This window comes from Silicimonas algicola (assembly GCF_003970735.1).
GTDB lineage: Bacteria > Pseudomonadota > Alphaproteobacteria > Rhodobacterales > Rhodobacteraceae > Silicimonas > Silicimonas algicola.
Genome location: NZ_CP034588.1, coordinates 281,653 through 303,349, shown reverse-complemented (window position 1 = coordinate 303,349; position 21,697 = coordinate 281,653). Strand labels below are relative to the sequence as shown.

Sequence of the window (21,697 nt, the reverse complement as noted above, 5' to 3'; positions counted from 1 at the left end):
CGACATTCGTGGCCAGCCCGGCCCTGATTACCGCGATTTCGCTCGACGTCGCGCTTGAAGCACTAAGCGTTATGTCGCTCGGGGCGCTGGCAATCGTGGCGATCGCCCGACCGTCGATCGCTGTCTTCGGCTGCGCCCTCGCAATCTTCACCAACTCGCCGATGGTTCTTGCCGAAGCGACGGGCTTCACATCGCTCACCGAGGTGGTTTTCCTGGCTCTCCTCGCCGTCTTCCTCAAGGACTGGATGACCGAACGGGAGAGGGTATTTCGTGCCGCGGCGCCCGTTCTTGTAACTGTTCTGTACTTCACTTCCGTTTGCGCGGGACTTCTCGTGTCCGATCACGTCACCGCGACGATCCGCGGACTAATGGAGCTCGGGCGCTTTATAATTCTTGGCTGCGCCTTCATCCTCGTGATTAATTCGTCGACCAGGTTCAAGGCTGCCGTGCTCGGAGTCGTGGCCGGAGCGGTGCTCCTAAGCTCTCTCACAATTCTTCAGTACGTCCTTGATCTGAAGAACCAGACCTTCTTCGGCTACGCCAAGAACCACATAACCTACATGTTCGGCCAGATTGACGAGGTTCGGTTCGGTGGCCCCGTAGCCGAGCCAAATTTCTACGCTCAGATCCTACTTCTGGCCTACCCCGTGTCGCTTTGCCTCGCGCTTGTCGACCACGGACGCGGTCGCGTCCTGTTCTTTACCTGCGCGGCTGTCATATTCGCAGGAGTCATCTTGACTCAGTCCCGTGGCGGCATGGTCTCGCTCGCCGTCGTCTCGCTTCTCGCCACCTTCCTGATTAAAGCGCGCGCGCCCGTCATCGTCTTGGCCTTGGTGTCGATCGTCTTCCTGTCGTTGCTCGTCGTGTCGTCTGAGGCCGGAGAGCGTATCACGATCGCGATCCAAGACGTTCAAGCGCTGGTGACGCTGAAGGGCAACGTGACCGACGAAGCCATCGCCGGACGAGTTTCCGAAATGCTGGCCGCCTGGCACCTCTTCTTAGAAAATCCGCTGTGGGGTACCGGATATGACACATTTGAACGGCTCTATCAGGACACGGCGAGACGATTCGACTTGATGGCGCGGGGAGAAAACAGGCAGGCACACAGCCTTTTTCTCGAGATACTTGCTGAACGCGGCGTTATAGGGTTCCTCGCCTGGAGCGCTCTTCTCTGGTTCGCCTTTTCTGCTGCCTTGGAAGGAATGCGCAAGTTTTCAGGAGAACGAGATCGGTTTGGGGAGGCGGCCTGTGCCGGGCTCATGATTGCCATGGTCGGTAACCTGCTCACGGCCATTTTCCTGCATGAGGCATTTCCGTGGTATTTCTGGTTTCTAATTGCCCTGGTTTGTTCGGCCCCCAACGCCGTTCTTGGATCCGGACTAGAACGCGGAAGGGATAGCATCTGGTAAACGATACAGCGGATCGACCGCAGCGCAGCGTGATGCGCTTTCTCCTTATATACGTTCCCCTCGTTCTCGCCTTCGGTGCCCTTGCCGGAATGTTTGGGCATGATTCCGCCAAGCGTGACATCCCCGTCTTTGAGGCAGACGCAACATTGCTGTTTCGCTTCGGTCTGGAGTACATGCCCACGAATCCCGCCTTCGAGTCGTGGCGCGGCGATCCTATCCGTCTGCTCAACGACGACGCGGTGCAGACAGAGATCCAGGTCCTTGGAAGCCGGCGCGTTCTTCAGAGCACGCTCGCTTCACTTTCCGAAGACAACGCGCCCGCTCCTTCGATCGAGGAAGCCAACCGAGTCCTGAGCATCCGGAGAATCCAAGGCACGAACGTTGCACGGATCAGCTATCGCAGCCCGAACCCGGAACTGGCAAAGCAGTTGGTTGATCGACTGATCGCCAGCTACCTCGAGATACGCACGGAGCTTCTGGAGAGACAATCTGGCGACACCCTCATGTCGCTCGCCGAGGAGCTGCGTGAGAACTGGCTCAAAGCGGAGGAACGCCTTGCACGGTACGAGCGCGATGCGAAAATCAACGAGATCAGCGCTGCTAGCAGCGTTGGTGGCGATCTGTCAGTGGACTGGGTGCTTCAGCGGCAGTCGCTCGAGTCCGAGGTACAGAACGCGCGGCGGCTCTTCGAAGACGCCTCACGCCTGGCAGATCAGAATCGGCTCGCCGAAGAGGTACAGGCGGCGATGGGATCAACCATTGAGGTTCTCGACGTCGCAGCCGTCGGCGCCCAGCCGGTCGGTCTTAGTCTCCTCCAGAAGACAGCGGTCTCTGCGGCATTGGGCGCGACAGCCGGCCTCTTGATCGCCTTGATTTTTGGGTGGCGTCGAACCGCGTAGATGTTGGAAGAGGGAAGCATCATGGCGCAATACCTTTTCGCCTGCGGCTGCGGCTTTGTTGGTCGGTACCTTTCCAGATGTCTCCTCGCGGCCGGCGACGAGGTGGTCGTACTGGGCAATCTGTCGAACAGCGCTCTGACGAAGCTCGTTCCGGGATGCGAGCTTCTCGAAGGCGACGTCCGGAAGCCCGATGATGTCGAGGCTGCAAACAGTTCTTCAGACGTTGTTTTTCACCTCGCTGCCGTCGCCTCCGTGGGACCTAGCAACAGGCGCTGGAGCAAGAGCCATCATACAAGTCAGTCGGGTTCGGCGATCGTTTTTGAAGTCGCCGCCCGGAGCAAGGTCGGGCACGTCGTGTACGCTTCATCCGCAGCAGTGTGCGGGGGCAATGCCTAACTGCAGCTTGCAGAGCCAGTGACACCGGCTCCTCTGACCGCCTATGGCGTCGACAAGCTGGGGAGCGAATTTCGCGCTGCGGTCACCGCGCGCGTTCATGGCCCCGACGGTCGGCAAACGCCCCTTCAGTAACCTAGGAACGGGCCAGGATCCGCCCTCACCATACTCCGGCGTGTTTTCGATTTTCGTTCCAAGCCCAGACGAGACGAGCCCTTCGTGATCTACGGCGAAAGTTCTCAGTCGCGAGACTACATCCACGTCTCCGATGTTGTCGAAACCCTCGTGGCCGCGATGCTGCGACCGCGTGAAGGTCCCTAAGTTAACGCAGCCAGCGGCCGTGGTACGACAATTTCAGAGTTATTGATGGTGATGTCAGGCCTCACGGACGAGTTCCCGCGGATCACGCACGCTGAGGCGCGCAGAGACATCAAGCATTCCCTCGGCTCGACCGAGTGGATGCAAAAGTCCTAGGCGTACAAGCGTATATTGGGCTGGAGGAGGGATTGATGCTCCCCGCAAGTGTACCTGTTATCGCCTCTTGTTGAAATGCCTAGGTGTCGTCATGCTCAATAGCACGACGTCGATTCCGTCATGCGCGACGCTTTGCTGGCCGCGTGCAACCCGAAGCGCTCTGAACAGAAACGGTACATGGTGGCGCTATGAAACGCAGACATGCCCTAAGACTTCTTGCTTTTGTTTTCTCCGCGAGCGGCGTGGGTTCGGTCCTATGGATCGGAAATGGCCAGGTCACCGCGAACCGATGGATCCTGAAGGCTGAGGATTTCTGATGCTTTTTGACCTAGACACCGTTTCCGACGGTCCAGTTGCGCAAGACGGATACGACGTCTGCATCGTTGGCGCGGGCGCAGCTGGAATAACACTCGCCCTGTCCCTTTCAGACAAGGCTCTTCGTGTTGCTCTTTGCGAGGCTGGTGGCCGAGATTTCTCGGTCGACTCGCAAGACGCGTATCGTGGCCGTGTTTCAGGAGATCCGTATTTCGATCTTGATGTCACCCGCCTTCGTTTCCTCGGCGGGACGACGAACCACTGGGCGGGTTGGAGCCGACCTTTCGAGGATGTTGATTTCGATAGAGGTCATCATGGAGCCCACTATACTTGGCCGATCGACAACTCGGATCTCGAACCGTATCTGGAAGAGGCCTGCGATATACTGGAGATTCCGAATGATTTCGAGTTTGAGCAGAATCAACTGGGCCATGGCCTCCGACGTGTGAAGTTCCAATTCTCACCACCAGTGAGATTTGGTGAGAAGTACATCGAAGTGCTATCGGCGTCAGAGAACATTGCGTTGTACTTGAACGCCAATCTTAATGATCTGAGCGGTGAGAACGGCAACGTCACATCAGCTGCTTTCGTAGGATACACCGGAAGAGAATTAAGTATCTCCGCAAAGCATTTCGTGCTCGCGATGGGCGGCATAGAAAACTCTCGCTATCTTCTGTGGTTCACCTCGAAGTATCCTGGACGATTCTTCAGCGCCAACACGCCTATCGGTAAGTATTGGATGGAACACCCACACTTCGAGATCGGACAAGCGGTCGTCAGCACGTCCATACCGCGCATGAGCAAATACTACTCCCTTGCCCGCGAAGCGCAGGAAGAAGCGCAAGTCCTCGGGTGCGGCCTGATCCTTGAGACGAATGTCGTGGAAGGAACAGAGGCCCTGATCCGCGACCTCCTCTGTGTTGCTCCAGGAGTTGGCCGAAGGCTGGCATCTTTGGCCGACAAGAACCTCGTCTGCGGCGTGTACCTTCGGGCTGCGTGGGAGCAGGCACCGGAGATGTCGAACGAGATCAGGCTGAGCGACGAGGTCGATCGCTTCGGCATACCGTACGTCGAGTTGAGGTGGTCCAAGGGTCCAACCGAGCGTCGCACGATTGTCGAGGCGGCGACCCGCTTTAATCAATGGCTCTTGGAAGAGGATCTGGGAAGAATCCAGGTCAGCGAATGGCTTCTCAATAACTCCGACTATCCCACGAATGACCTCCTCGCCGGCAATCACCACATGGGCGGGACACGCATGTCGTCTTCGCCAAGCTTTGGTGTCATCGACCGGAACTGCCAGGTCTTCGGATCCCGAAACCTGTTCGTGGCAGGATCCTCCGTTTTTGTGACGGGCGGCTACAGCAACCCGACATTGCCAATCGTCCAGTTCTGCCTGCGTTTAGCGGACCACTTGCGGTCTCTGGTCTAGGTTGGGTGAAGAGAAATAGGAATGGTAATCCACATCCTTGGTGTTGACGCACGCGTAGTTGGACTGGTTGCTCGAAATTCGTGCGACTACTTCGAAAGTTTCTTTGAACTGGTATCGAATGGCACGGTCGTTGTCTCTCTTCGCTCTGCCGAAGACGTCGAGCGTATCAGATCCTGCGAGGTGACAGAAGTCATAACTCCAAAGAACCGAACCGGTTGGATTAGCCGCCAGGGTGAATTGCCATGCGATTCGTCTGTTGCTCAAGTCGCCTTCACGTCCGGAACGCAGGGCGAACCCAAGGGGATCGTCCTCACCCGCGGGAACATGTCGAACACGAGCCGTCGGTTGTGCGAGTTCATGGAGATTGACCACTCGATCAGAGAGTATATCGGGGTTCCTGTCCACCATTCATTCGGGCTGGGGCGATGCTTGACGGTTGCCGCAGCCGGCGGCCGCTCGTTTGTCCCAGAAGTGGGGTTCAACCCGCTCGAGATCGCTCAGATGCTCCGCAACGGCGAGATCAACGCGATTTCTGCGGTTCCTACGCTTTGGCGTACGCTTCTGCAGCGCGCCGAGTTGATCGGATCACTAGGGGACCGCGTGCGCTGGATTGAGATCGGCAGTCAGTCGATGACAGGTGATGAAAAGCGCAAGATGAGAGAGCTTTTTCCTCGCGCGACCATCGTTCAGCACTACGGCCTCACGGAGGCTTCACGTTCAACCTTCCTCGACATCAGCAGTGTGCCGGACGAGATGCTGCCGTCGGTTGGACGGCCATACGGTAACGTCGAGATCAGCCTAGACCCAGAGCAACGTATCCGGATTCGCGGGGAGAACGTTGCCGCCGAGCGCCTCGAGAATGGTCGGCGCGTTCCGAATGTCGATGCAGCAGGATGGTTTACGACGGGGGATCTGGGGGAAGTTCGGGAAGGCGTCCTGTACTTCAAGGGTCGCGCCGACGACGTCATAAATCTTGGCGGGCTGAAAATTTCGGCAGACCTCGTTCAGCAGCAGGTGGCCGACGCGCTCGGGATTGGGGAGTCGTTCGCAGTAAGCCGCATATCCGACGCCTTACGAGGCGAAGGCGTGCTGGCAGTCGTCAAGACGGACTGCGCGATCAGCGACGCGCAAGTGTCTGCTGCTGTCGATGAGGAACTGCGCGGTCAGGGTGTCGGCGCAAGTTCCTCCATCCACGTCATGCGTGTCGACGACTTCCCGATCACGGCGACGGGGAAACTGCGCCGAGGCGCGCTTGCGACTCAATATGAGGAGATGCGCCGAGGCTCCGCTTCGAAAACCCACCGTCGGAGCGGTGACTGGCGACGATTTCTGCAGATGCCGATTTTCGACGAGCCGGATTCAATTCTTGAGATCTACAAAACGATGTTCCCCGGGCGCGCGGTCAAAAGCACCGACAGCTTTGTCGGCCTAGGTGGCGACTCGCTCACCTATATCGAGGCTTCCTTGGCATTGGAGTCGAAGCTGGGAAACATTCCTAAGAACTGGCAGGAACTGACCATTGCAGAGCTGGGGGCGATACGACCGCACAAAGGGTGGGTCAAGCCAGTCGATACCACGATTTTCCTGAGGTTTCTCTGCATCATCTTTATCGTGGCGTTTCACTTCTCGCCGTTCAGCTACGGGGGGGCAACATTTCTTCTTTTTGCTGTCGCTGGCTACAACTTCTCTCGCTTTCAATTGCCGAAGGTTATAGAGAACGGTAGTGTTCGTTCCATTCTCTTGTCCGCAAGAAGAATCGCCATCCCTACCGTCCTGGTTCTCCTTCTTGTCCAGACGGCCGTCATCGGTTATTCTGCAGACATCCTGCTGCTTGTCTCGAACTTTTTCGTACAGGATAATTGGCGGGCGCTGACATGGTATGTTGAGGTCCTCATACAGATTCTTCTCTTTCTGTCGCTTGTCTTCGCGTTTCAGATTGTCCGTGAAGCAGTTCGGTCGGGGCTCCGAAGATTCACTGTCGCCTTCTTTCTGATCTCGGTGATTGTCGCTATGGTTGCCCCCACCGTATGGGACACTTCTGCCCTGAAGGATCACCTTCCGCATATGTTGCTGTGGCTATTCTTGTTGGGGTGGATGCTTGAGCAGGCAGATACAGCTAAACTGAAAATTGGTGTCGGGATAGCAGCCTTCCTTTCCCCGCTCCTGGTCTGGGGCTTTGTTGATCGGGCCGAATACATCTATCACGGCCCCTTCTGGGTGTGGGCGGGTGCACTACTGCTTCTACTCTTCGAACGCATCCCGCTTCCTGTTCCCTTGAATTTGGCTGCGTACTGGATCGGAGGCGCATCGCTCTTCATATACATCACGCACTGGTACGTCCCGCCGGTACTCCGACGGGTGCTGATGGTCGATAACTACCTTTTGGACATGGTCGTTTCGCTCGCGGTGGGTGTCGTATCTTGGATCTGCTGGGAGTTCTTCACCCGCTGGCTTCTTCAGCAGCACAGGAAAAAGGGCGTTCTGAGGGAGCAGTGACACCCGGTATCGCCGGCCTATGACGGAGAGCATCGCGGGGGAAAAGCCCCGCCATCGGAACTTCAAGGGGCGTCCGGGCCAGACGGCCGCACTAACCTGGAGGGCCAAGTACCACCGGATCTTGCCCTGGGGAGCGCGATCCGGACTGACCTGCTCCCCGTATTGTCCTCGTTCATAAGTTAGTTCTGTTCAGGGGTTGATGTGCTACCCAACGCGCCCTCAGCCGTTGTCGGAGTTTCCGCCCTTCGATCAGACACACGGGCTGGATGCCTGTGCCGGTTTCATCAGCGCTGCCGGGACCTTGTTCCCGATCGCACCATGGGGCCGTTCCTCGTTGTAGTCTCTACGCCAAGCCTCCAACTTTTCGGCCGCATCTTCAAGGCTCATGAACCAGTGAGCGGACAGACATTGCGCCCGGAACCGGCCGTTGACGCGCTGTTCCAACGCGGCCTGACCGGGCCGACGAGACGTGTGCCGGTAGGTTCTCGGATCGAACCCGATCACCTCACCGCACATGCCCGGCGGATCGACACCTGCCAATCCGCCGCATCTCGTCGACCAGCGCCCTCTTCCGGGCAGGGTCGCCATTGTTGCGTCATTGGTCTAAGCGACAATGGCGAAGAGCTTTCGCTTCATGACGTCCTGAAGCATCTCCTTGTCGAGCGACAAGTCCGCGAAGATCTTCTTCAGACAGGCTTTCTCCTGCTCGATTTCCCGAAGGCACTTCATCTCGGACGGAATCAGGCCCGCATACTTCTTCTTCCAATTGAAGAACGTCGCCGAGCTGATCCCGGCCTTGCGACAGACTTCCGCGACAGGCGTCCCGTCTTCAGCCTGCTTGATGATGCACGCCTGTCTCGCGCGTCCGTGAACTTGCTGGCCTTCATGGGCACTCCGCTCATCTCCCAGCCAGGGATTCGATGCGGAAACTCTAACGAAAATCGGGGGCGTTTCAGGGGATCACATCATGTTCAACTGGATGTAAGGAGCTACCATTCTTAGGTAGATCGATTCTGAGTGCTGGAGCAAACCTCCAGTAGCCAGCCGCCGGAGTGCCGGTCCAGCGTCACTCAGTACTTCTCGCTGTCGACGATGACATACACACGGTCGCGCGTGATCAGCCCGTCGAGGAGGTCGCGCGGATAGACCGCGTAGCCACGGCGGACGACGTCAAGGCCGACACGCTCCCAATCATCGTCCGCGGACACCAAGGACTCGAATTGGAAGCCTGCACTTCCGGACACATCGGTAATGAACCAACCGTAGTCACGAAGCGCGCTGGCAATTATGCGAGCTGCTCTCTTCTGGGAAAGAGGGACGTCGAGACCGGACACCCACTCCTCTATCTCATCATCGGTCACATCAATCGCAAACCGCATGCCCTCGGGAATCCCAACTTCTCCTGTCGCGTTCTCAAGTTTCGTTGCAGGAGGCACATAGTACTGTCCGCTGGGGTTCCGAATCGGCATAGACAAGGCGTGATCGATGCTGCCTTGAACGATTTCTTCCGGTCGAACGAGCATGGCCAAATAGGGGATGCCAACTCCCCGAGATGGCGCAAAACCTTCGACCCTCGTCCGGTAGTCACCGGGTACAAGGTTCGCGTTGACCGCCCTGATCACACCGTCAAAGGGCATTTTTACTTTATAGAGGTTCCACTCCTTCCCGTTTTCGACATCCAAAACGATTACTTGCGCGTCGCTGCCAGGCGCAGGACGCCAAGCTGGATTCCAAGGTATTAGTTTTTCATGCAGGTTCGATGGCCAGTCAGTTTCCACTGGAAAAAACCCTGTCGCGTCCTTCGTCGAATATACCGGATACGTATACTCTTGCATTCGAATGTTGAAGTTACCCGGCCTGTCGGATGCTTTGAACCACAGAAGGTCAGCGTATTTTTCGTTTTCTGGATGCCGCGGCAAACCAGCCACCGGCACGTTCCAAGGAGCATTTCGACCGTAGGGACGAGTATAGCTCGACGTCGTCTCTTTGATCGGGCGCTGAGAAGCTGCCGTCGTTTTTCCCTCCTCCTCCATCGAAGGCGGGGTGCAACTCGGAATCAATGATGCCAAAGCCAAAGTCAGTACAGCTAAGGGTGGCATGGACATGTACTAGTCGTCCTCAAATGAGCAACTGGGCACACGCTACTAGGTCCGTTCCAAGCGTTCAACGCTTAGGAGCTGCTTGCACCTGAAGAAAGCTTCACGCGCTCGCGGATCTCGGATCCTTCTGCAGTGTAGGACGCTCGAGAGTCATCGATCGGAACTGAGGAGCTCACGATTGTGCGGATGTCTCCAGAGCCGCCGCGGGCGACCGGGTCAAGGTCCTGATCGCCGGTGAACGCGGACGAGGCGCAGATATAGCGCAAGAAGGAAAGATCATGTCTGCCCTCCACCTGATGTAACGTCAAGACAAGCCCGCGCACCCGACCAGAGGCGTCTTGGCGCGAAGGAAGCGTCGAGGCGTCAGTGCAAATGCGACGAATACATGCATGACAACACTCTGTCCTTACCGGCGGGTTCGCGTGCGTAGCGTGGTGCAGAGGATTCACCGCGATCCAATCGCCGTGAACTTGCCCCCGTTTCGACCGGGCACTTGGGCATAGCCATGGAGGCTTAGGCGTATGCCTGAGCACGTGCTTATGTCTGAGATAGAGATCATCACTGATGGCGGCCGTCGGCGCCGCTGATCCGCGGGCGAGAAGCTTCGGATCGTCGAGGAGACGCTGGAGGAAGGTAGCAGCATCTCGGTCGTGGCGCGCCGAAATGGCGTTGCGCCGAACCTGCTGTATCGTTGGCGCCGCCTGATGCTGGATGGAGGAGCCGTTGCCGTGTCCGAGGATGACGACGTGACCAGCAACCGCGCCGTTCAGCAGATGGAGGAGCGCATCCGCGAGCTTGCGCGACAGCTTGGCCGCAAGACGCTGGAGGTCGAGATCCTCAAGGAGGCGCTGGACAAGACCCGCTTAAAAAAAACGGACGGGCTCGCGCAGTCGCTGCCGAAGGACGGTTCCCGCTGAAGGTGGTGGCCGAGACCCTCGGCGTCTCCCGCTCGAACCTGCACGCCTGGCTGAACGGGAGCGCGAAGCCGCGGCGGCGCTATCACAAGGCGCAAGACGCGGCGGTCCTGCCGTTGATCGAGCGGCTGGTCGCGAAGCGCCCCACCTACGGCTACCGCCGGATCACGGCGCTGCTGAACCGGCAGCTTCGAGCCACGGGTGCTGCGCCCGTGAACCACAAGCACGTCTATCGCATCATGAAGGCGCACAATCTCCTGCTGGCTCGCAGATACACTGAACGGCCAGACCTGATCCACGAGGGCAAGGTGGTCACGATGCGCTCCAACATCCGCTGGTGTTCCGACGGCTTCGAGTTCACCTGCTGGAATGGGGACGCCATCCGCGGTGCCTTCGTCATCGACGCGCACGACCGGGAGATCATCTCTTGGCAAGCCGTGGTGAACGCCGGCATCAGCGGATCGGACATCCGCGACATGATGCTGGAGGTCGTCGAGCAGAGCTTCGGGGGCTACAGGGCGCCGCACCCTGTCGAGATGCTGAGCAACAACGGCTCATGTTACGTCGCCAGGGAGACGCGCATCTTCGCCCGCCAGCTCGGCCTGAGGCCCTGCTACACGCCGGTGAAGAGCCCACAGAGCAACGGCATTGCCGAGGCGTTCGTCAAGACGCTGAAGCGTGACTACGTCCACGTCACGCTGCTGCCGGACGCCGATCGCCGGGTGGATCGAGGACTACAATGACAATCACCCGCACTCAGGGCTGAAGATGCGCTCGCCACACGAGTTCATCGCAGCTCAAACCGCAACCGCCTGAGTGTCCGGTGAAACGGGGGCAAGTCCACGCCGGTGCGCGACATTGACGGCCGGTTCCTTTCGGTCAGAAGGCAGATCTCTCGGAGCCGCTCACTCCCGCACCAGCTATACGGCCGATATAGACGTACCGAACCGCCCCCTAACCCGCGACACCATCCCGAGTACAGGGTGCGCTGCATCCTGGTCGGAAGCCCATGCGCGGCATCAGTTCGATGGAAGACTGCACCGTGCGGAAAGGTTGACGTCGATATCCCGCAGAGGCAGTTTCCGTCATCCTACACCTCTGCGAGCTTCAGAACCTCTCTCGCAAACTTGTTCCAGGACCGGTTTTCGGCCTGGTCCAGATAAGCAGCTTCGGCCATTCGCTGAGCCCCCACGTGATCATTCAACATCTCGCCAATCGCCCTTGAAAGAGCCGGGATGTTTCGTGCAGGCACAATGCGCCCAGTAACGCCATCTTGAATAATTTCCTTGAACCCGCCGACGTCGGTGGCGATGATAGGACAATGCAGGTACTGTGCCGCCGCCGCAGGACCGCTGGCTGTCGCATTACGGTAGGGGAGAACAAGCATTTCCGCGAGCGTGAGAAGTGGACCCACATCACCATCCGGAACATAGTCAAGATGCAACAACACCTGCCCCTCAAGACCGAAACTACGAACGCGCTCTATTAAGCCTTCCGCGTCGAAGTTCTTGGTGGGATATCCAGCGATGAGCAGACACACGCCCGAGCGGTTCTTTAGCGCGGCGAATGCATCGACCAGATCTTCAACACCCTTGCTTGGGCGAAGGAGTCCGAAGAAGAGGATAACCCTCTCGAAATCTCCAATTCCGTAGCGCGCCACTCCTGAATCCTTATCGAAACTACCAAGAGAAAGCGGCGGGCCATGCGGCAAGATTACCCGACGGGAAATATCCCCATAGAGATCCACGAAGTCACGTTCCACGGAAGATGCAAGAAACACAATGGAAGAGAAACAGGCGTAGGCCCGCTTCAACAGCGGATCGCCAAACCATGTCTCAAACCAGCCTCGCTTTACGTCTCGCTTCTCTATCTCATGGCAGATCTGGATTAGATTCAGGCCGGATGCACGAAGCCGATGGAAGAAATAGAGTTCAAACGGAAAATGAATCATGCTGAATATTACGACGTCGGGGTTTTCGGCCCGCAATCGTCGAACGATATGAGCCCAAGCCCGTATGAACTTTCCGCCTCTTCGGATACGTCGAACCGTTCTTGACTCACCGAGACGTTTTCCGCCCGATCGTCCGCTGCGGCCTTCAAACAGGCTCCAAAGATCAAGCTCTAAAAGAACCGTAAAGTTATGAGGCAAATGTCCTAACTCATATTCCCGGCCGGTAAGAAGAGTTACGTCCGCCCCCTGCTCCGCAAGAGACGTTGCCATATGATATGCAAAAAGAGCCAGTCCACCTTTTGCATTGGTTTCGACTATGAAGATTCTCAAGACGGAGGCCTCACACCGGCGATGACTTCATCATAGAGATCGGCGAGCTTTTGAACCTGAATAGAAAGCGAGAAGTCAGTCTCCGCTCGACGCAGCGCAGCAAGGCCGATTGTCTCGCGGCGACGAGCATCGGTCAACATCCCAAGGATTGCGCTCGCAAGTGCGGGCACATCTCCGGGCGGGACAAGCGCACCTTGCACGCCGTGCTCCACCATATCCGGAATGCCGCCTACTCTACTCGCCACGATCGGCAATGAGGCAAACATCGCCTCGATGACCACGGTAGGTAGGGTATCCCAAAGCGTCGGAAGAACGAAAAGATCAGACGATCGCAGCAAATCATAGACGTCCTCCCGAAATCCCGTGAAGACCACACGATGCGCGATTCCTTGGTCGCGAGTCTGTTGTTCCAGTTGTTCACGCTCGCTGCCGTCTCCCACTACAAGAAGAATTGCATCGGGCACAGAGGCGAGGACGTATGACATCGCGGCCAGGAGGCGATCGACACCTTTGGGCGGCCGGAGCACCGCTACCGTGACGACAACGAGCGCGCCCTCGGAGATTCCGAGTTCCGCGCGAAGCCTCTTCCGGACAGTACAACGGTCATCCAAGCTCTCCGGAGGGAGAATTCCATTCGGTAGCGTAACCAGTGGCGCTCTACGAAGTCCATGCTCGCGCGCCTCATCTGCGATTGTATCCGAAAGGCACAGGACACGATCGTAAATATGAGTCAGTAGCAGCCTAAGGACCCACAGTCGAAAGCTGGCTCGGTTGATGCCGGTCGGATGCTCGAGCGTATGAAGTGTCGTCACGGCGGGAACACGCAGGACCGCGCTGGCAATGCCTCCAACGACCGTCGCCGCCTCCAGATGAGTATGAATGACCGAAGGCTTCGGCTCCCGAATACACGCGATGACCTTCCTTAGCTCGGTGACGTTGCGTAGCTTCGTGAGTTCTACATGTCGAACAGCTATCCCAGCCGCCCGCAGTTTCTCGGCTTCTGCGTTGCCATCTCGAACCTGCAGCGTAACCACAATCGCGCGATAGCCAAGAGCCCGGATTGCAGGAGCATAAAGCGCTAGTAACCTTTCAGCCCCACCTCGCCCCAAACCATCTATGACAAGTACAACCGTGCCTCTTCGTCCTTCACTAGGAGATTCACTGTTGTGTTCAGCAACTATCTCCATGCAGCCTCTTCGCGACGCATGATGCCTATCTCCTCACGAGCAACGCCTATCCTTAAACGATGATCACGACGGCTAGTCCCATGCGGATCTATCGATTTTAGGACAGGAGTATTGGGAGAAATCCAGGACTCCGTTGCTGAATATTCGAGGGCGATCAACAGTTCATCACCCAACGCCGCCGCGGGTTGTCTCCCGATCCGTTCAGCCCGATAGGACCAGATGGATACACCTTGCTCCCTCTTTCTGTGATGCTGGACATACAGCGCGCACCCGATACGGCCCGCGCAGCCTATCGTATCATTTACTATGAAAGATCTCCGGAATTGTACTCCCCACAAAGTGGCATGTAGAGCCATTCAAGGCTCCCGGTGGATGCATCAGGTAAGCGTTCAATTCAATACTTACACCCTGCTGCCGAAATGAATGTGGGCGATCGCCATCCCATGGCAGCGCGCGACCGAGGAGACCGTCCGACGCGTGGACGACGGGCTTCGAACCCCGCGCGAGTTTCTCCGCGCCGCGCCGCGAGATCAGGTAAGCAACTGAGGACGCAACATACGAGTCACTGAGATGGACACCATTCGCGATCTTGCCTCGAGGCGGCTCTTCATCAAGTTGCGCATGGAGGAAGAAGACATCAAAGTCCGAAGGGACGTTCGAGCTGTTAAGGGCATTGATATTTCGGGGCAGGAAGAGGACATCATCCTCTAGAATGACGGCTTCCTCCAAGTCCCGAGAGATGATCTCGGAATAAATCCTCGCATGCGTAAGGCTAATCGCAATCTCCGTCAATGAGAGCGAGCGGCCATGGTATCGTTTAGCCGCGACATCGTCATACAGACCTTTTTTGATGAGATCGGTGACATTCAAGTCACGGCCGACAATGGCATCATGAAACTCGAAACGCTCCAGCCCCATCCTGCTTGCCTGACGCTGTGCCAGTGCGCGGCGACGTGTACTTGAAGTGAGGTTGATACAGAAATAGGGAGCCAGCCGCAATCTTTCATTGGTCAACCTTGAAACCGGCCAATAATTGAGCGTTCCGAACACGCGGTTCCGTACAAGTCCGGGTCGACGGAACGCCGTTAATGCGGCAGAAGTCAATCGTTTTGCCATTCCCTTTTTAGCTCCCATAAGAATACCGCGGAAGGACGCCTCCGCTCTTGCGCCATGTTCCAGGACAAATGCCCACCGGTCCCGTTGCCGCGAGTAAGCGCCGATTCAGTCTGTAGCCCAAGCATAGGTCACCCATACCACACCTCGGATAGCAAGGCCTTCTCGCGACCGGCAGGATAAACTCCCAACACGGTCGCGACAAATCTCAGCAGTGTCACATCACTGCCGATATCCCATCTCGTCAAACGATAGGGACTTGTGCCCGCTCTGTTCCTCGCTTGAACCGTCGTCACTGCATTCTTTACACTCGTCCCGGAAAGCAGATCTATTGCGCGCTCGTCGAAGTCCTCAGGCCCCCCGTTTGGATAGGCGAAGGTCCTGCACTCCCTACCAGTCAAGTGCCCCGTCTGCTCAACGGAATCGAGAATTTCCCGGCGCAAATCTGCGTCTCCCAATCTTAATAGAATAGGATGTGTGACGGTATGCGCCCCGAACTCGATTAGCCTGCTGCGATGCGCAACACGAATGGCGGCTTCATCGACCATCGCAAAGTCGTGTTGCCGGTCGAACTCAGGCTCAGTGGGTGTCTCGCAGGCTATCTCGATCTCCTTGCTCGCAGAGTTGGGATCGGCACCAGCAATCTCCTTGATGGCGCGCTGCAAACCGCGCGAAGCTGTGCGGCGATCTTCATGACTGCCAAGGGAATAGCGATGCCCTCGGAAGTCCACGCTCTCGCGATGACTGCTTTGGACCGCATGGATGACACGGTTTGACCAAAGGGTCCTCTTTTCTCCAACCAGACCCGTCACCAGGTATATTGTTGCGTGGTACCCATACTGCTCCAGAACCGGGAGCGCGAGACTGACGTTGTTGAGGTAGCCGTCATCAAATGTGATTGAGACGCAGTGCCCTTGCAGGCTCCCATCGAGAAGCGACGACACAGCATCAACAAGAGGCAAAACCCTTATACCCATTCGTCTCAGCGTTCGCATCTGTGTCGCAAACTTACAAAGGGGAAGAAAGCACCAGTCGCCGAGGGGAGCTTTGTTCGGGGTAATGGCGTGATAAGTCAGAATGTCCAAGCGGCCCGATGTGCGGTTTGCTTGTCCTCGCTGCGTAATTGGAATTGGCATCACGGACCTATTGCTGTCAGCTCGCTTCAACTTACACGTAAAGGCCGGTTCGGTTATTGGTGTCATCATTTCATCCAGGATGATCCAGTACAATATGATTTCCTCGAGAAAGCAAGTCGCGACATTGGACGTGCAGCATGATCACACCTATCCAAAGTCTGATCCGCCCTACAGCGTCAAGGTGCGAACGCACCGCTGCAACGTTTTGCGGTTTTCAGGCCGCGACTCCACCTCCTAAACACCGCACCCGATTGGGATGCAGAACGTAGCTGGTGTGCAAATAGACGAGGCCCTCGCTTTAGCGACGGGCATCAGGTGTGCAGCAACCCCAAGCGGGCATAGCGGATCATCATTATCCGACAGGACGAGTCAAGCACCATGTGCCCATAGATCATCTCCAGTTGCCCACAGAAGCATTGGAAACCTCCGGCAGTGGGCCCGCCTGTGCCCCGCTTTGTTCGAAGCGTAGCAAGCAACGGGACAGTTGCGTTCTACATGACAACAAAGGTTGTAGGATTTCACGGCCTCCAGTTTCCCAAGCCACGACAAAGGCTGCATTGAGGCCACTTTTGATTTAGGTTCGAAACGAGGCCGACGCTTCACTGCCTTCGGACCTAACCGTTCGAACCCCGGTTCTCTCATCCGATTCTTCGTTCGCCGTCTATAAGCCCTTACCTCGGCAACTCGCTTGCCGAAGCCCTCCTTTTCAGCGCTATATCAGTACAGCAAAGCAACTGACCTTCTGCATAAACTGCGCCGCGACGATGGCTCGTGGCCTCATGCGGAGCGCGGCTGACGGCATCAAGGCAGCAAAGTTCAACAGCTACGTCCACAGTCGGGACGGGACCTCATTTTAAGATCACAATATCCTGTCAGGTCTTCCTCGTCCTCCTGGAACCAACTTATGTCCTGAACATCCATTGTGATTACGACACGGATGATCCTCGTCAACTTGGCCTGCGCACATCTGCCGGTGAATGCTAAGCGTTTCGAAGATTTACCTCCGAGACAGCTACCGATGGCCCTGCATCGCTCGAGTCTCCCCACAGGATATCCGGCAGCACACCAAGTGGCCTCTCGAAGAACCGATGGGACTCGCTCTCGTTGCCGGATGACCGAAGGTTCCCGCTCGACGTTTGGTGATCTGAGGATCCTAGGGGGTGCTTCCTTGGGTGCGACAGCCTCTAGCGCATCCGCCATCCAACCCGGCGCCGCTGCAAGAAGCGACACCGAAGAAGGCGGCACAGTCCTACGTGCGAGTTGAGCTCTTGCCAAAGCGCTTGGCACGTCCGCGGTTTTAAGCTGCTCCGAATCAGCGATGATGACAGGGTAAGGCCCGGCGAGGCGCATCGTCACCTTCGACCTACGCTTCCCAAGTCCCGTGGCAAGGCCAGATACAGGAGAGTAAGGGTTCCTCAAATCAGCGAGGGCCTGCGGATCGAGCGGGCGCCGTGTCGGTTGAAGCGCTTCAGAGGCGAAGGTTACGCGACGCGCCGTCGATAGAGTCCACCTTTCAGAGTCCACCTTTCCTAAGCAACTGATCGATATAGATAGACGAGCGCCCGCGGTAGACTGTTCTAGACCAGTGGCGCACAATGTTCCGCTTCACGAAAGGCATCTTCGCCTGCTGCAAGCCGGCTACGAAGGCAGCCTCAGACGTCGCTCATTCAGACACTTCGTCAGCGAAGCTGAGCGTCGCGGTTCAGGGCAGGTCCGGCCAACAAAAGTTTGCGAACCCATGATCGCCAATCGGCCGCGCCCAGATCCTCGAACTCAACGCAGTATGAGAGCCCGCAAGGCGCGACCAATTTACCCCCGGAGGCAACGGAAGCTTGACTGTCGGGACGAATTGCAGAACTCTGATTGAGTTTCCAAACGAGATGTGAAGCGGAATCCTTGTTCTATATAGCCTCTTGTGGAGGCACTCTACGTCGCTCTGCTAGTACTGTGGCAACGGACCGCCCGATAACACCAAGCCAAGCAAAGGTTGCAAATGAAGTTCCGAATTCGACCCGTCCTGTTTATGTCGCCTTTGATCCTCGCCGCCGCGTGTGCAGAATTCGCTTACGAGGCACCAATGGAAGGGAAATTTGATGAGGTTGGAAGTTTTGCAGCGGATTTTGCATTGCTGGTGAACTATCAGCAAAGCACGTTCAGTGGCGTTATGCGGAACTTTCAATTCTCCCGGTCAGGTTTCAAGCGCCCTGACGGAGACGTTCGCGTAACGGGGGTCGTGACCCGCGGAGATGATGATCAAGTACTTCTGCGGGGTGCCGGACAGGGTATTCTGACGCAGGATGATCGTGAATATCTCGTGGAGGTTGAGCTGGAAAGCTTTTACATCTCAGAAGATCGGACTTCCTTGAGTGGTTGGTACGCTGGAGGTGGCAACTTCAATGTCTCCGGTCAATTCAGCGATTGGCCTGGTATCAAGGGTCGCTTCGAGGCAGATATCGTATGCCCGACCGCGGTGAATATTGGCCCATGCACGCTTCCGATTGGCTCGAGGCAGGGAATTAACATGTGATCTTTGCTTCTCGCCATGGAAGGATCCAGCCCTGTTCCGCTACCTCGAATGCGCCTTCTCTTTCCTCGCAACTTGCACTGGCCAACTTCTGGTGCCATCGCCGATAGTGCAGGCCCAGCGTGCAGTTCAGCGTGGACGAGTGATGTTATGCAGCAGCTTCCCGATTCAGGTTTAGGAGGAAAGCGGCATCGCCTCTCCGACAACACCTTGCCGCCTCACAAGAGCCACTTTGATCGAGATGCTTCGTGTTATGGTGAGGAAGTTCCTAAGGAACAGTAGAACTGCATGAATCGGCGCCGTCCCGAGGTGTTTGTCGATGAATTTCACGGCACGGATTGGCCCGCAAAAAAAATGCTGGAAGCCCCTGCGTACCGCGTTGCCCATCTCCGTATCAGTTGGCGCAAATATGCATTACTTGGAGAGATTCGATGACACTTGCTGACTTCGCCGCAGCAGTGACACTGTTATGCATTGCTTATCAATTTTATCACTATGTTGGCTATCCAGCGGTCTTATTTCTGCTGAATGCAATAGCGTCGGATCGGCAGTACGTTAGCGGCTCCTCCCACGGGGGAGGAGTATCGATGATCATTCCCGCACATAATGAAGCCGGGGTCATTCGTCGGAAGCTAGAGAATTCATTGGTGCTCGCACCCGCACCAGATGAGGTGATCGTCGTAAATGACGGGTCCGATGATGCAACACTGGCTGTCGCGCGCGAATTTGAAAGTGCGTCTCACCTTGTTCGCGTAATCGATCGCCAGCCTCGCGGCGGGAAGGCCGCCGCGATGAACGCTGGAGTCGAGGCTGCAAGCTACCAAACATTACTCTTCTCCGACTGCTCCGAGATCTACGAGAGGAACGCGATCGGTGAACTGATTGGAGAGTTTTCCGATCCCTCAGTTGCAGTTGTCAGCGGATCGCATCGCCTCACCGAGCCCGACTTCACTAGCGAAGGGGCAATGACAGGTAGATCGGAGGGACTCTACTGGCGCTACGAGGACTACATCCGTAGTATGGAAAGCCGACTGGGCGCAACCGTGGCATCTGTGGGATCTATGCTCGCAGTTCGTCGTACCGACTGGCAGCCTCTGGCAAAAGGGATCGTCAACGACGACGCTTGGATTACCATGTCGAATCTATCTAGAGGTCGCAATGTGCGGTTCGCGAGTCATGCCATCGGTTGGGAAGCCCCGAGCGAATCCACGGCAGTCGAGCGCACTCGCCGTATTCGTATCACCGCAGGGCGCATTTTTCTCCTGACTCGAAGGGAAATCTGGCCTTTCAGACGTCCATTCATTCTTGCCGCGTTCCTCTCTCACAAGGTGATGAGGATATTCTTGCCTTTACCTATGTTGCTCGGCGCGATAGCAAACCTGGCCGTGGTATGGATGGCACCTGATCGGACCTTTTTTGCTGTTCTGCTCTTCCTCCATGGCGCAGCTGCATCCTTGGCACTCGCTGGGCTTGTGGCGGAGCGGTTGGGGCGCAAGTGGCGCCTTGCCCATCTCGCATACCATTTGGTGGCGTCGAACGCGGTGATGCTTTTAGCCCTTGTTCAGGTCGTTCTTGGACGCAACTTCACGTTCTGGAAGAAGGCATCTCGCTAGACCAAAGTTGAGGAGAGCCGCTTGTGTTCCGCATGCAATGCAAACTGATAGCCAGAAAAAACTTTAGGGCTCTGTGCGCAAAGCGTCCTCCCTTACGCATGGCCTTCTGAGAGACGAGTCAGTCAACTCGAGTCGTTTCCAGTCTCTTCGCGAGGAAATTCATACTGTTGCTGTTCTCTAGAGCGTGTTGCGGTCGATTCGTTCAGGATTCCCATGAAGTCGGCTGTATGATTCTCTGCCTGCAGGGCAGATATGGGGGTCCGAGATGGGCAAGCCACATCCTATGGCGCTTCGGGAGCGTGTGGTCGCGTTCGTGGAGGAAGGCCACACGCACCGCGCCGCAGCGGCGCGGTTTCGGGTTTCAGTGAAGTTCGTCAATGACATGATCATCCTGAAGCGCGAGACGGGTGGGCTGAAACCGCGGCCGCAAGGCAATTGCGGCGGGCATGGCAAACTGGGCCGTCTGCAGGACTGGATCAGGGCGCGCATGGATGGCAGGCCCGATTTGACGCTGGATGATCTGGTGTTGGCAATCGCGGATGCGCATCAGCTAACGGTTCATCGCGTCTCTGTCTGGCGCGCGCTCCGCAGCCTCGGCCTGACGCACAAAAAAAGACCTGCAAGCCGTCGAGCAAAAGCGGCCTGAGGTCCGGCAGGCCCGCCATGACTGGATTATGCGCCGCCAGCCGTTCATGCGTAACCTGTTGCCGCGCATCGGGTTCATTGACGAGACATCGCTCAAAACAAACATGGTCAAGACCACCGGATGGGCGCCCAAGGGCGCGCGACTGATCGACCATGCCCCCTTCGGCCACTGGAACACCCAGACCTTCATCGCCGCCCTGCGCCATGACAGGCTGGATGCGCCATGGATCATTGACGGCGCAATGAACCGCGAGATGTTCGAGCTTTATGTCGAGACCCAACTCGCCCCGACCTTGCGTCTGGGCGACGTGATCATCCTGGACAACCTGTCATCCCACAAAAGCCACACAGCCGCGCAGGCCATGCGCGCCGTGGGCGCATGGTTTCTGTTCCTGCCACCATACAGCCCCGACCTGAATCCGATCGAGATGGCATTCGCCAAGCTCAAGGCTCTTATCCGGCGAGCCGCGGCGCGGACATACGATGACCTCTGGCGCGTCGCCGGACATGTCTGCGACCTCTTCACCGAGGAAGAGTGCTTCAACTTCTTCAAGGCCGCAGGCTATGAAACCGATTAAACGCAATCCGCTCTAGATCCTGAATGCGATCCGGGCACACTTTGCGAGTTCGAGGCGAAGGGAGAAGACTACAACGCCGTACCGGCAATCTGAACGCAGGAGGAGATAGCGGCGCCTGACATCGCCGCGATGGGATGCAAGGGCAATTGTGAATGATGATGATCGAAAGGGACCGCAACCGGGACACCCCGA

General features: G+C 57.0%; 15 protein-coding genes and 2 pseudogenes. 11 read left to right on the top strand and 6 right to left on the bottom strand.

What is annotated here, in order from left to right; translation table 11 throughout:
* Positions 1–8 precede the first annotated feature (8 nt).
* The 6 genes from EF888_RS01530 to EF888_RS01505 all read left to right on the top strand — a co-directional run bounded on the left by EF888_RS01530 (position 9) and on the right by EF888_RS01505 (position 7,415).
* Positions 9–1,409: an O-antigen ligase family protein gene (locus EF888_RS01530; RefSeq protein ID WP_109757135.1), complete on the top strand. Its 1,401-nt coding sequence runs from the start codon at positions 9–11 to the stop codon at positions 1,407–1,409.
* Positions 1,410–1,441: 32 nt separating this feature from the next.
* The gene (locus tag EF888_RS01525; protein WP_109757134.1) at positions 1,442–2,308 is read left to right on the top strand and encodes a GumC domain-containing protein; all 867 of its coding nucleotides are present in this window, start codon (positions 1,442–1,444) and stop codon (positions 2,306–2,308) included.
* Positions 2,309–2,329: 21 nt separating this feature from the next.
* On the top strand, positions 2,330–2,704 hold the full coding sequence (locus EF888_RS01520; RefSeq protein WP_164721544.1) for an NAD-dependent epimerase/dehydratase family protein: 375 nt from the start codon (positions 2,330–2,332) through the stop codon (positions 2,702–2,704).
* A 216-nt stretch (positions 2,705–2,920) separates the two neighbouring features.
* Positions 2,921–3,022: an NAD-dependent epimerase/dehydratase family protein gene (locus tag EF888_RS22545; RefSeq protein WP_164721543.1), complete on the top strand. Its 102-nt coding sequence runs from the start codon at positions 2,921–2,923 to the stop codon at positions 3,020–3,022.
* A 469-nt stretch (positions 3,023–3,491) separates the two neighbouring features.
* Positions 3,492–4,919: a GMC oxidoreductase gene (locus EF888_RS01510; protein WP_109757131.1), complete on the top strand. Its 1,428-nt coding sequence runs from the start codon at positions 3,492–3,494 to the stop codon at positions 4,917–4,919.
* Positions 4,920–4,940: 21 nt separating this feature from the next.
* Entirely contained in the window at positions 4,941–7,415 is a 2,475-nt protein-coding gene (locus EF888_RS01505; RefSeq protein ID WP_109757130.1) for an AMP-binding protein, read from the top strand.
* A 249-nt stretch (positions 7,416–7,664) separates the two neighbouring features.
* On the opposite strand, the pseudogene EF888_RS22540 reads toward EF888_RS01505, so the two are convergent.
* A pseudogene (locus EF888_RS22540) lies at positions 7,665–8,302 on the bottom strand (integrase core domain-containing protein).
* Between the two features lie 183 nt (positions 8,303–8,485).
* Positions 8,486–9,520, bottom strand: coding sequence for a hypothetical protein (locus tag EF888_RS01495; RefSeq protein WP_126918461.1), 1,035 nt, complete (start codon positions 9,518–9,520; stop codon positions 8,486–8,488).
* A gap of 602 nt (positions 9,521–10,122) precedes the next feature.
* On the opposite strand from EF888_RS01495, the pseudogene EF888_RS01490 reads away from it, so the two are divergent.
* Positions 10,123–11,244 (top strand): annotated as a pseudogene (locus EF888_RS01490) (IS3 family transposase).
* A gap of 274 nt (positions 11,245–11,518) precedes the next feature.
* Here EF888_RS01490 and EF888_RS01485 read toward each other — a convergent pair.
* From EF888_RS01485 to EF888_RS01470, 4 genes are all read right to left on the bottom strand, one after another.
* The gene (locus EF888_RS01485) at positions 11,519–12,709 is read right to left on the bottom strand and encodes a glycosyltransferase family 4 protein (protein WP_126918460.1); all 1,191 of its coding nucleotides are present in this window, start codon (positions 12,707–12,709) and stop codon (positions 11,519–11,521) included.
* Entirely contained in the window at positions 12,706–13,896 is a 1,191-nt protein-coding gene (locus EF888_RS01480) for a glycosyltransferase (protein ID WP_109757127.1), read from the bottom strand. Before EF888_RS01480 ends, EF888_RS01485 begins: the two co-directional genes overlap by 4 nt.
* Positions 13,897–14,193: 297 nt before the next feature.
* On the bottom strand, positions 14,194–15,012 hold the full coding sequence (locus tag EF888_RS01475) for a glycosyltransferase family 25 protein (RefSeq protein ID WP_164721542.1): 819 nt from the start codon (positions 15,010–15,012) through the stop codon (positions 14,194–14,196).
* Between the two features lie 128 nt (positions 15,013–15,140).
* Positions 15,141–16,094 carry a polysaccharide deacetylase family protein gene (locus EF888_RS01470; RefSeq protein WP_206508401.1) on the bottom strand — a complete coding sequence of 318 codons (954 nt, stop codon included), beginning with the start codon at positions 16,092–16,094 and terminating at the stop codon, positions 15,141–15,143.
* A 2,044-nt stretch (positions 16,095–18,138) separates the two neighbouring features.
* Between EF888_RS01470 and EF888_RS01465 the strand changes: the two genes are divergently transcribed.
* The 4 genes from EF888_RS01465 to EF888_RS22025 all read left to right on the top strand — a co-directional run bounded on the left by EF888_RS01465 (position 18,139) and on the right by EF888_RS22025 (position 21,505).
* Complete coding sequence (locus EF888_RS01465) at positions 18,139–18,672, top strand: hypothetical protein (RefSeq protein WP_109757124.1); 534 nt, start codon at positions 18,139–18,141, stop codon at positions 18,670–18,672.
* A gap of 428 nt (positions 18,673–19,100) precedes the next feature.
* Entirely contained in the window at positions 19,101–20,282 is a 1,182-nt protein-coding gene (locus EF888_RS01460; RefSeq protein WP_109757122.1) for a glycosyltransferase, read from the top strand.
* Positions 20,283–20,547: 265 nt separating this feature from the next.
* Positions 20,548–20,928, top strand: a complete 381-nt coding sequence (locus tag EF888_RS22030; protein WP_241239765.1) for a helix-turn-helix domain-containing protein — start codon at positions 20,548–20,550, stop codon at positions 20,926–20,928.
* Positions 20,929–20,974: 46 nt separating this feature from the next.
* Positions 20,975–21,505 carry an IS630 family transposase gene (locus EF888_RS22025; RefSeq protein WP_241239766.1) on the top strand — a complete coding sequence of 177 codons (531 nt, stop codon included), beginning with the start codon at positions 20,975–20,977 and terminating at the stop codon, positions 21,503–21,505.
* Positions 21,506–21,697 lie beyond the last annotated feature (192 nt).

What these genes read in the sequence shown, in the direction of transcription:
- EF888_RS01525 (WP_109757134.1), top strand. Translation starts at nt 1,442, where the DNA reads ATGCGCTTTCTCCTTATATACGTTCCCCTCGTTCTCGCCTTCGGTGCC.
- EF888_RS01520 (WP_164721544.1), top strand. Translation starts at nt 2,330, where the DNA reads ATGGCGCAATACCTTTTCGCCTGCGGCTGCGGCTTTGTTGGTCGGTAC.
- EF888_RS01510 (WP_109757131.1), top strand. Translation starts at nt 3,492, where the DNA reads ATGCTTTTTGACCTAGACACCGTTTCCGACGGTCCAGTTGCGCAAGAC.
- EF888_RS01505 (WP_109757130.1), top strand. Translation starts at nt 4,941, where the DNA reads ATGGTAATCCACATCCTTGGTGTTGACGCACGCGTAGTTGGACTGGTT.
- EF888_RS01495 (WP_126918461.1), bottom strand. Translation starts at nt 9,520, where the DNA reads ATGTCCATGCCACCCTTAGCTGTACTGACTTTGGCTTTGGCATCATTG.
- EF888_RS01480 (WP_109757127.1), bottom strand. Translation starts at nt 13,896, where the DNA reads ATGGAGATAGTTGCTGAACACAACAGTGAATCTCCTAGTGAAGGACGA.
- EF888_RS01475 (WP_164721542.1), bottom strand. Translation starts at nt 15,012, where the DNA reads ATGGCAAAACGATTGACTTCTGCCGCATTAACGGCGTTCCGTCGACCC.
- EF888_RS01465 (WP_109757124.1), top strand. Translation starts at nt 18,139, where the DNA reads ATGAAGTTCCGAATTCGACCCGTCCTGTTTATGTCGCCTTTGATCCTC.
- EF888_RS01460 (WP_109757122.1), top strand. Translation starts at nt 19,101, where the DNA reads ATGACACTTGCTGACTTCGCCGCAGCAGTGACACTGTTATGCATTGCT.
- EF888_RS22030 (WP_241239765.1), top strand. Translation starts at nt 20,548, where the DNA reads ATGGGCAAGCCACATCCTATGGCGCTTCGGGAGCGTGTGGTCGCGTTC.
- EF888_RS22025 (WP_241239766.1), top strand. Translation starts at nt 20,975, where the DNA reads ATGCGTAACCTGTTGCCGCGCATCGGGTTCATTGACGAGACATCGCTC.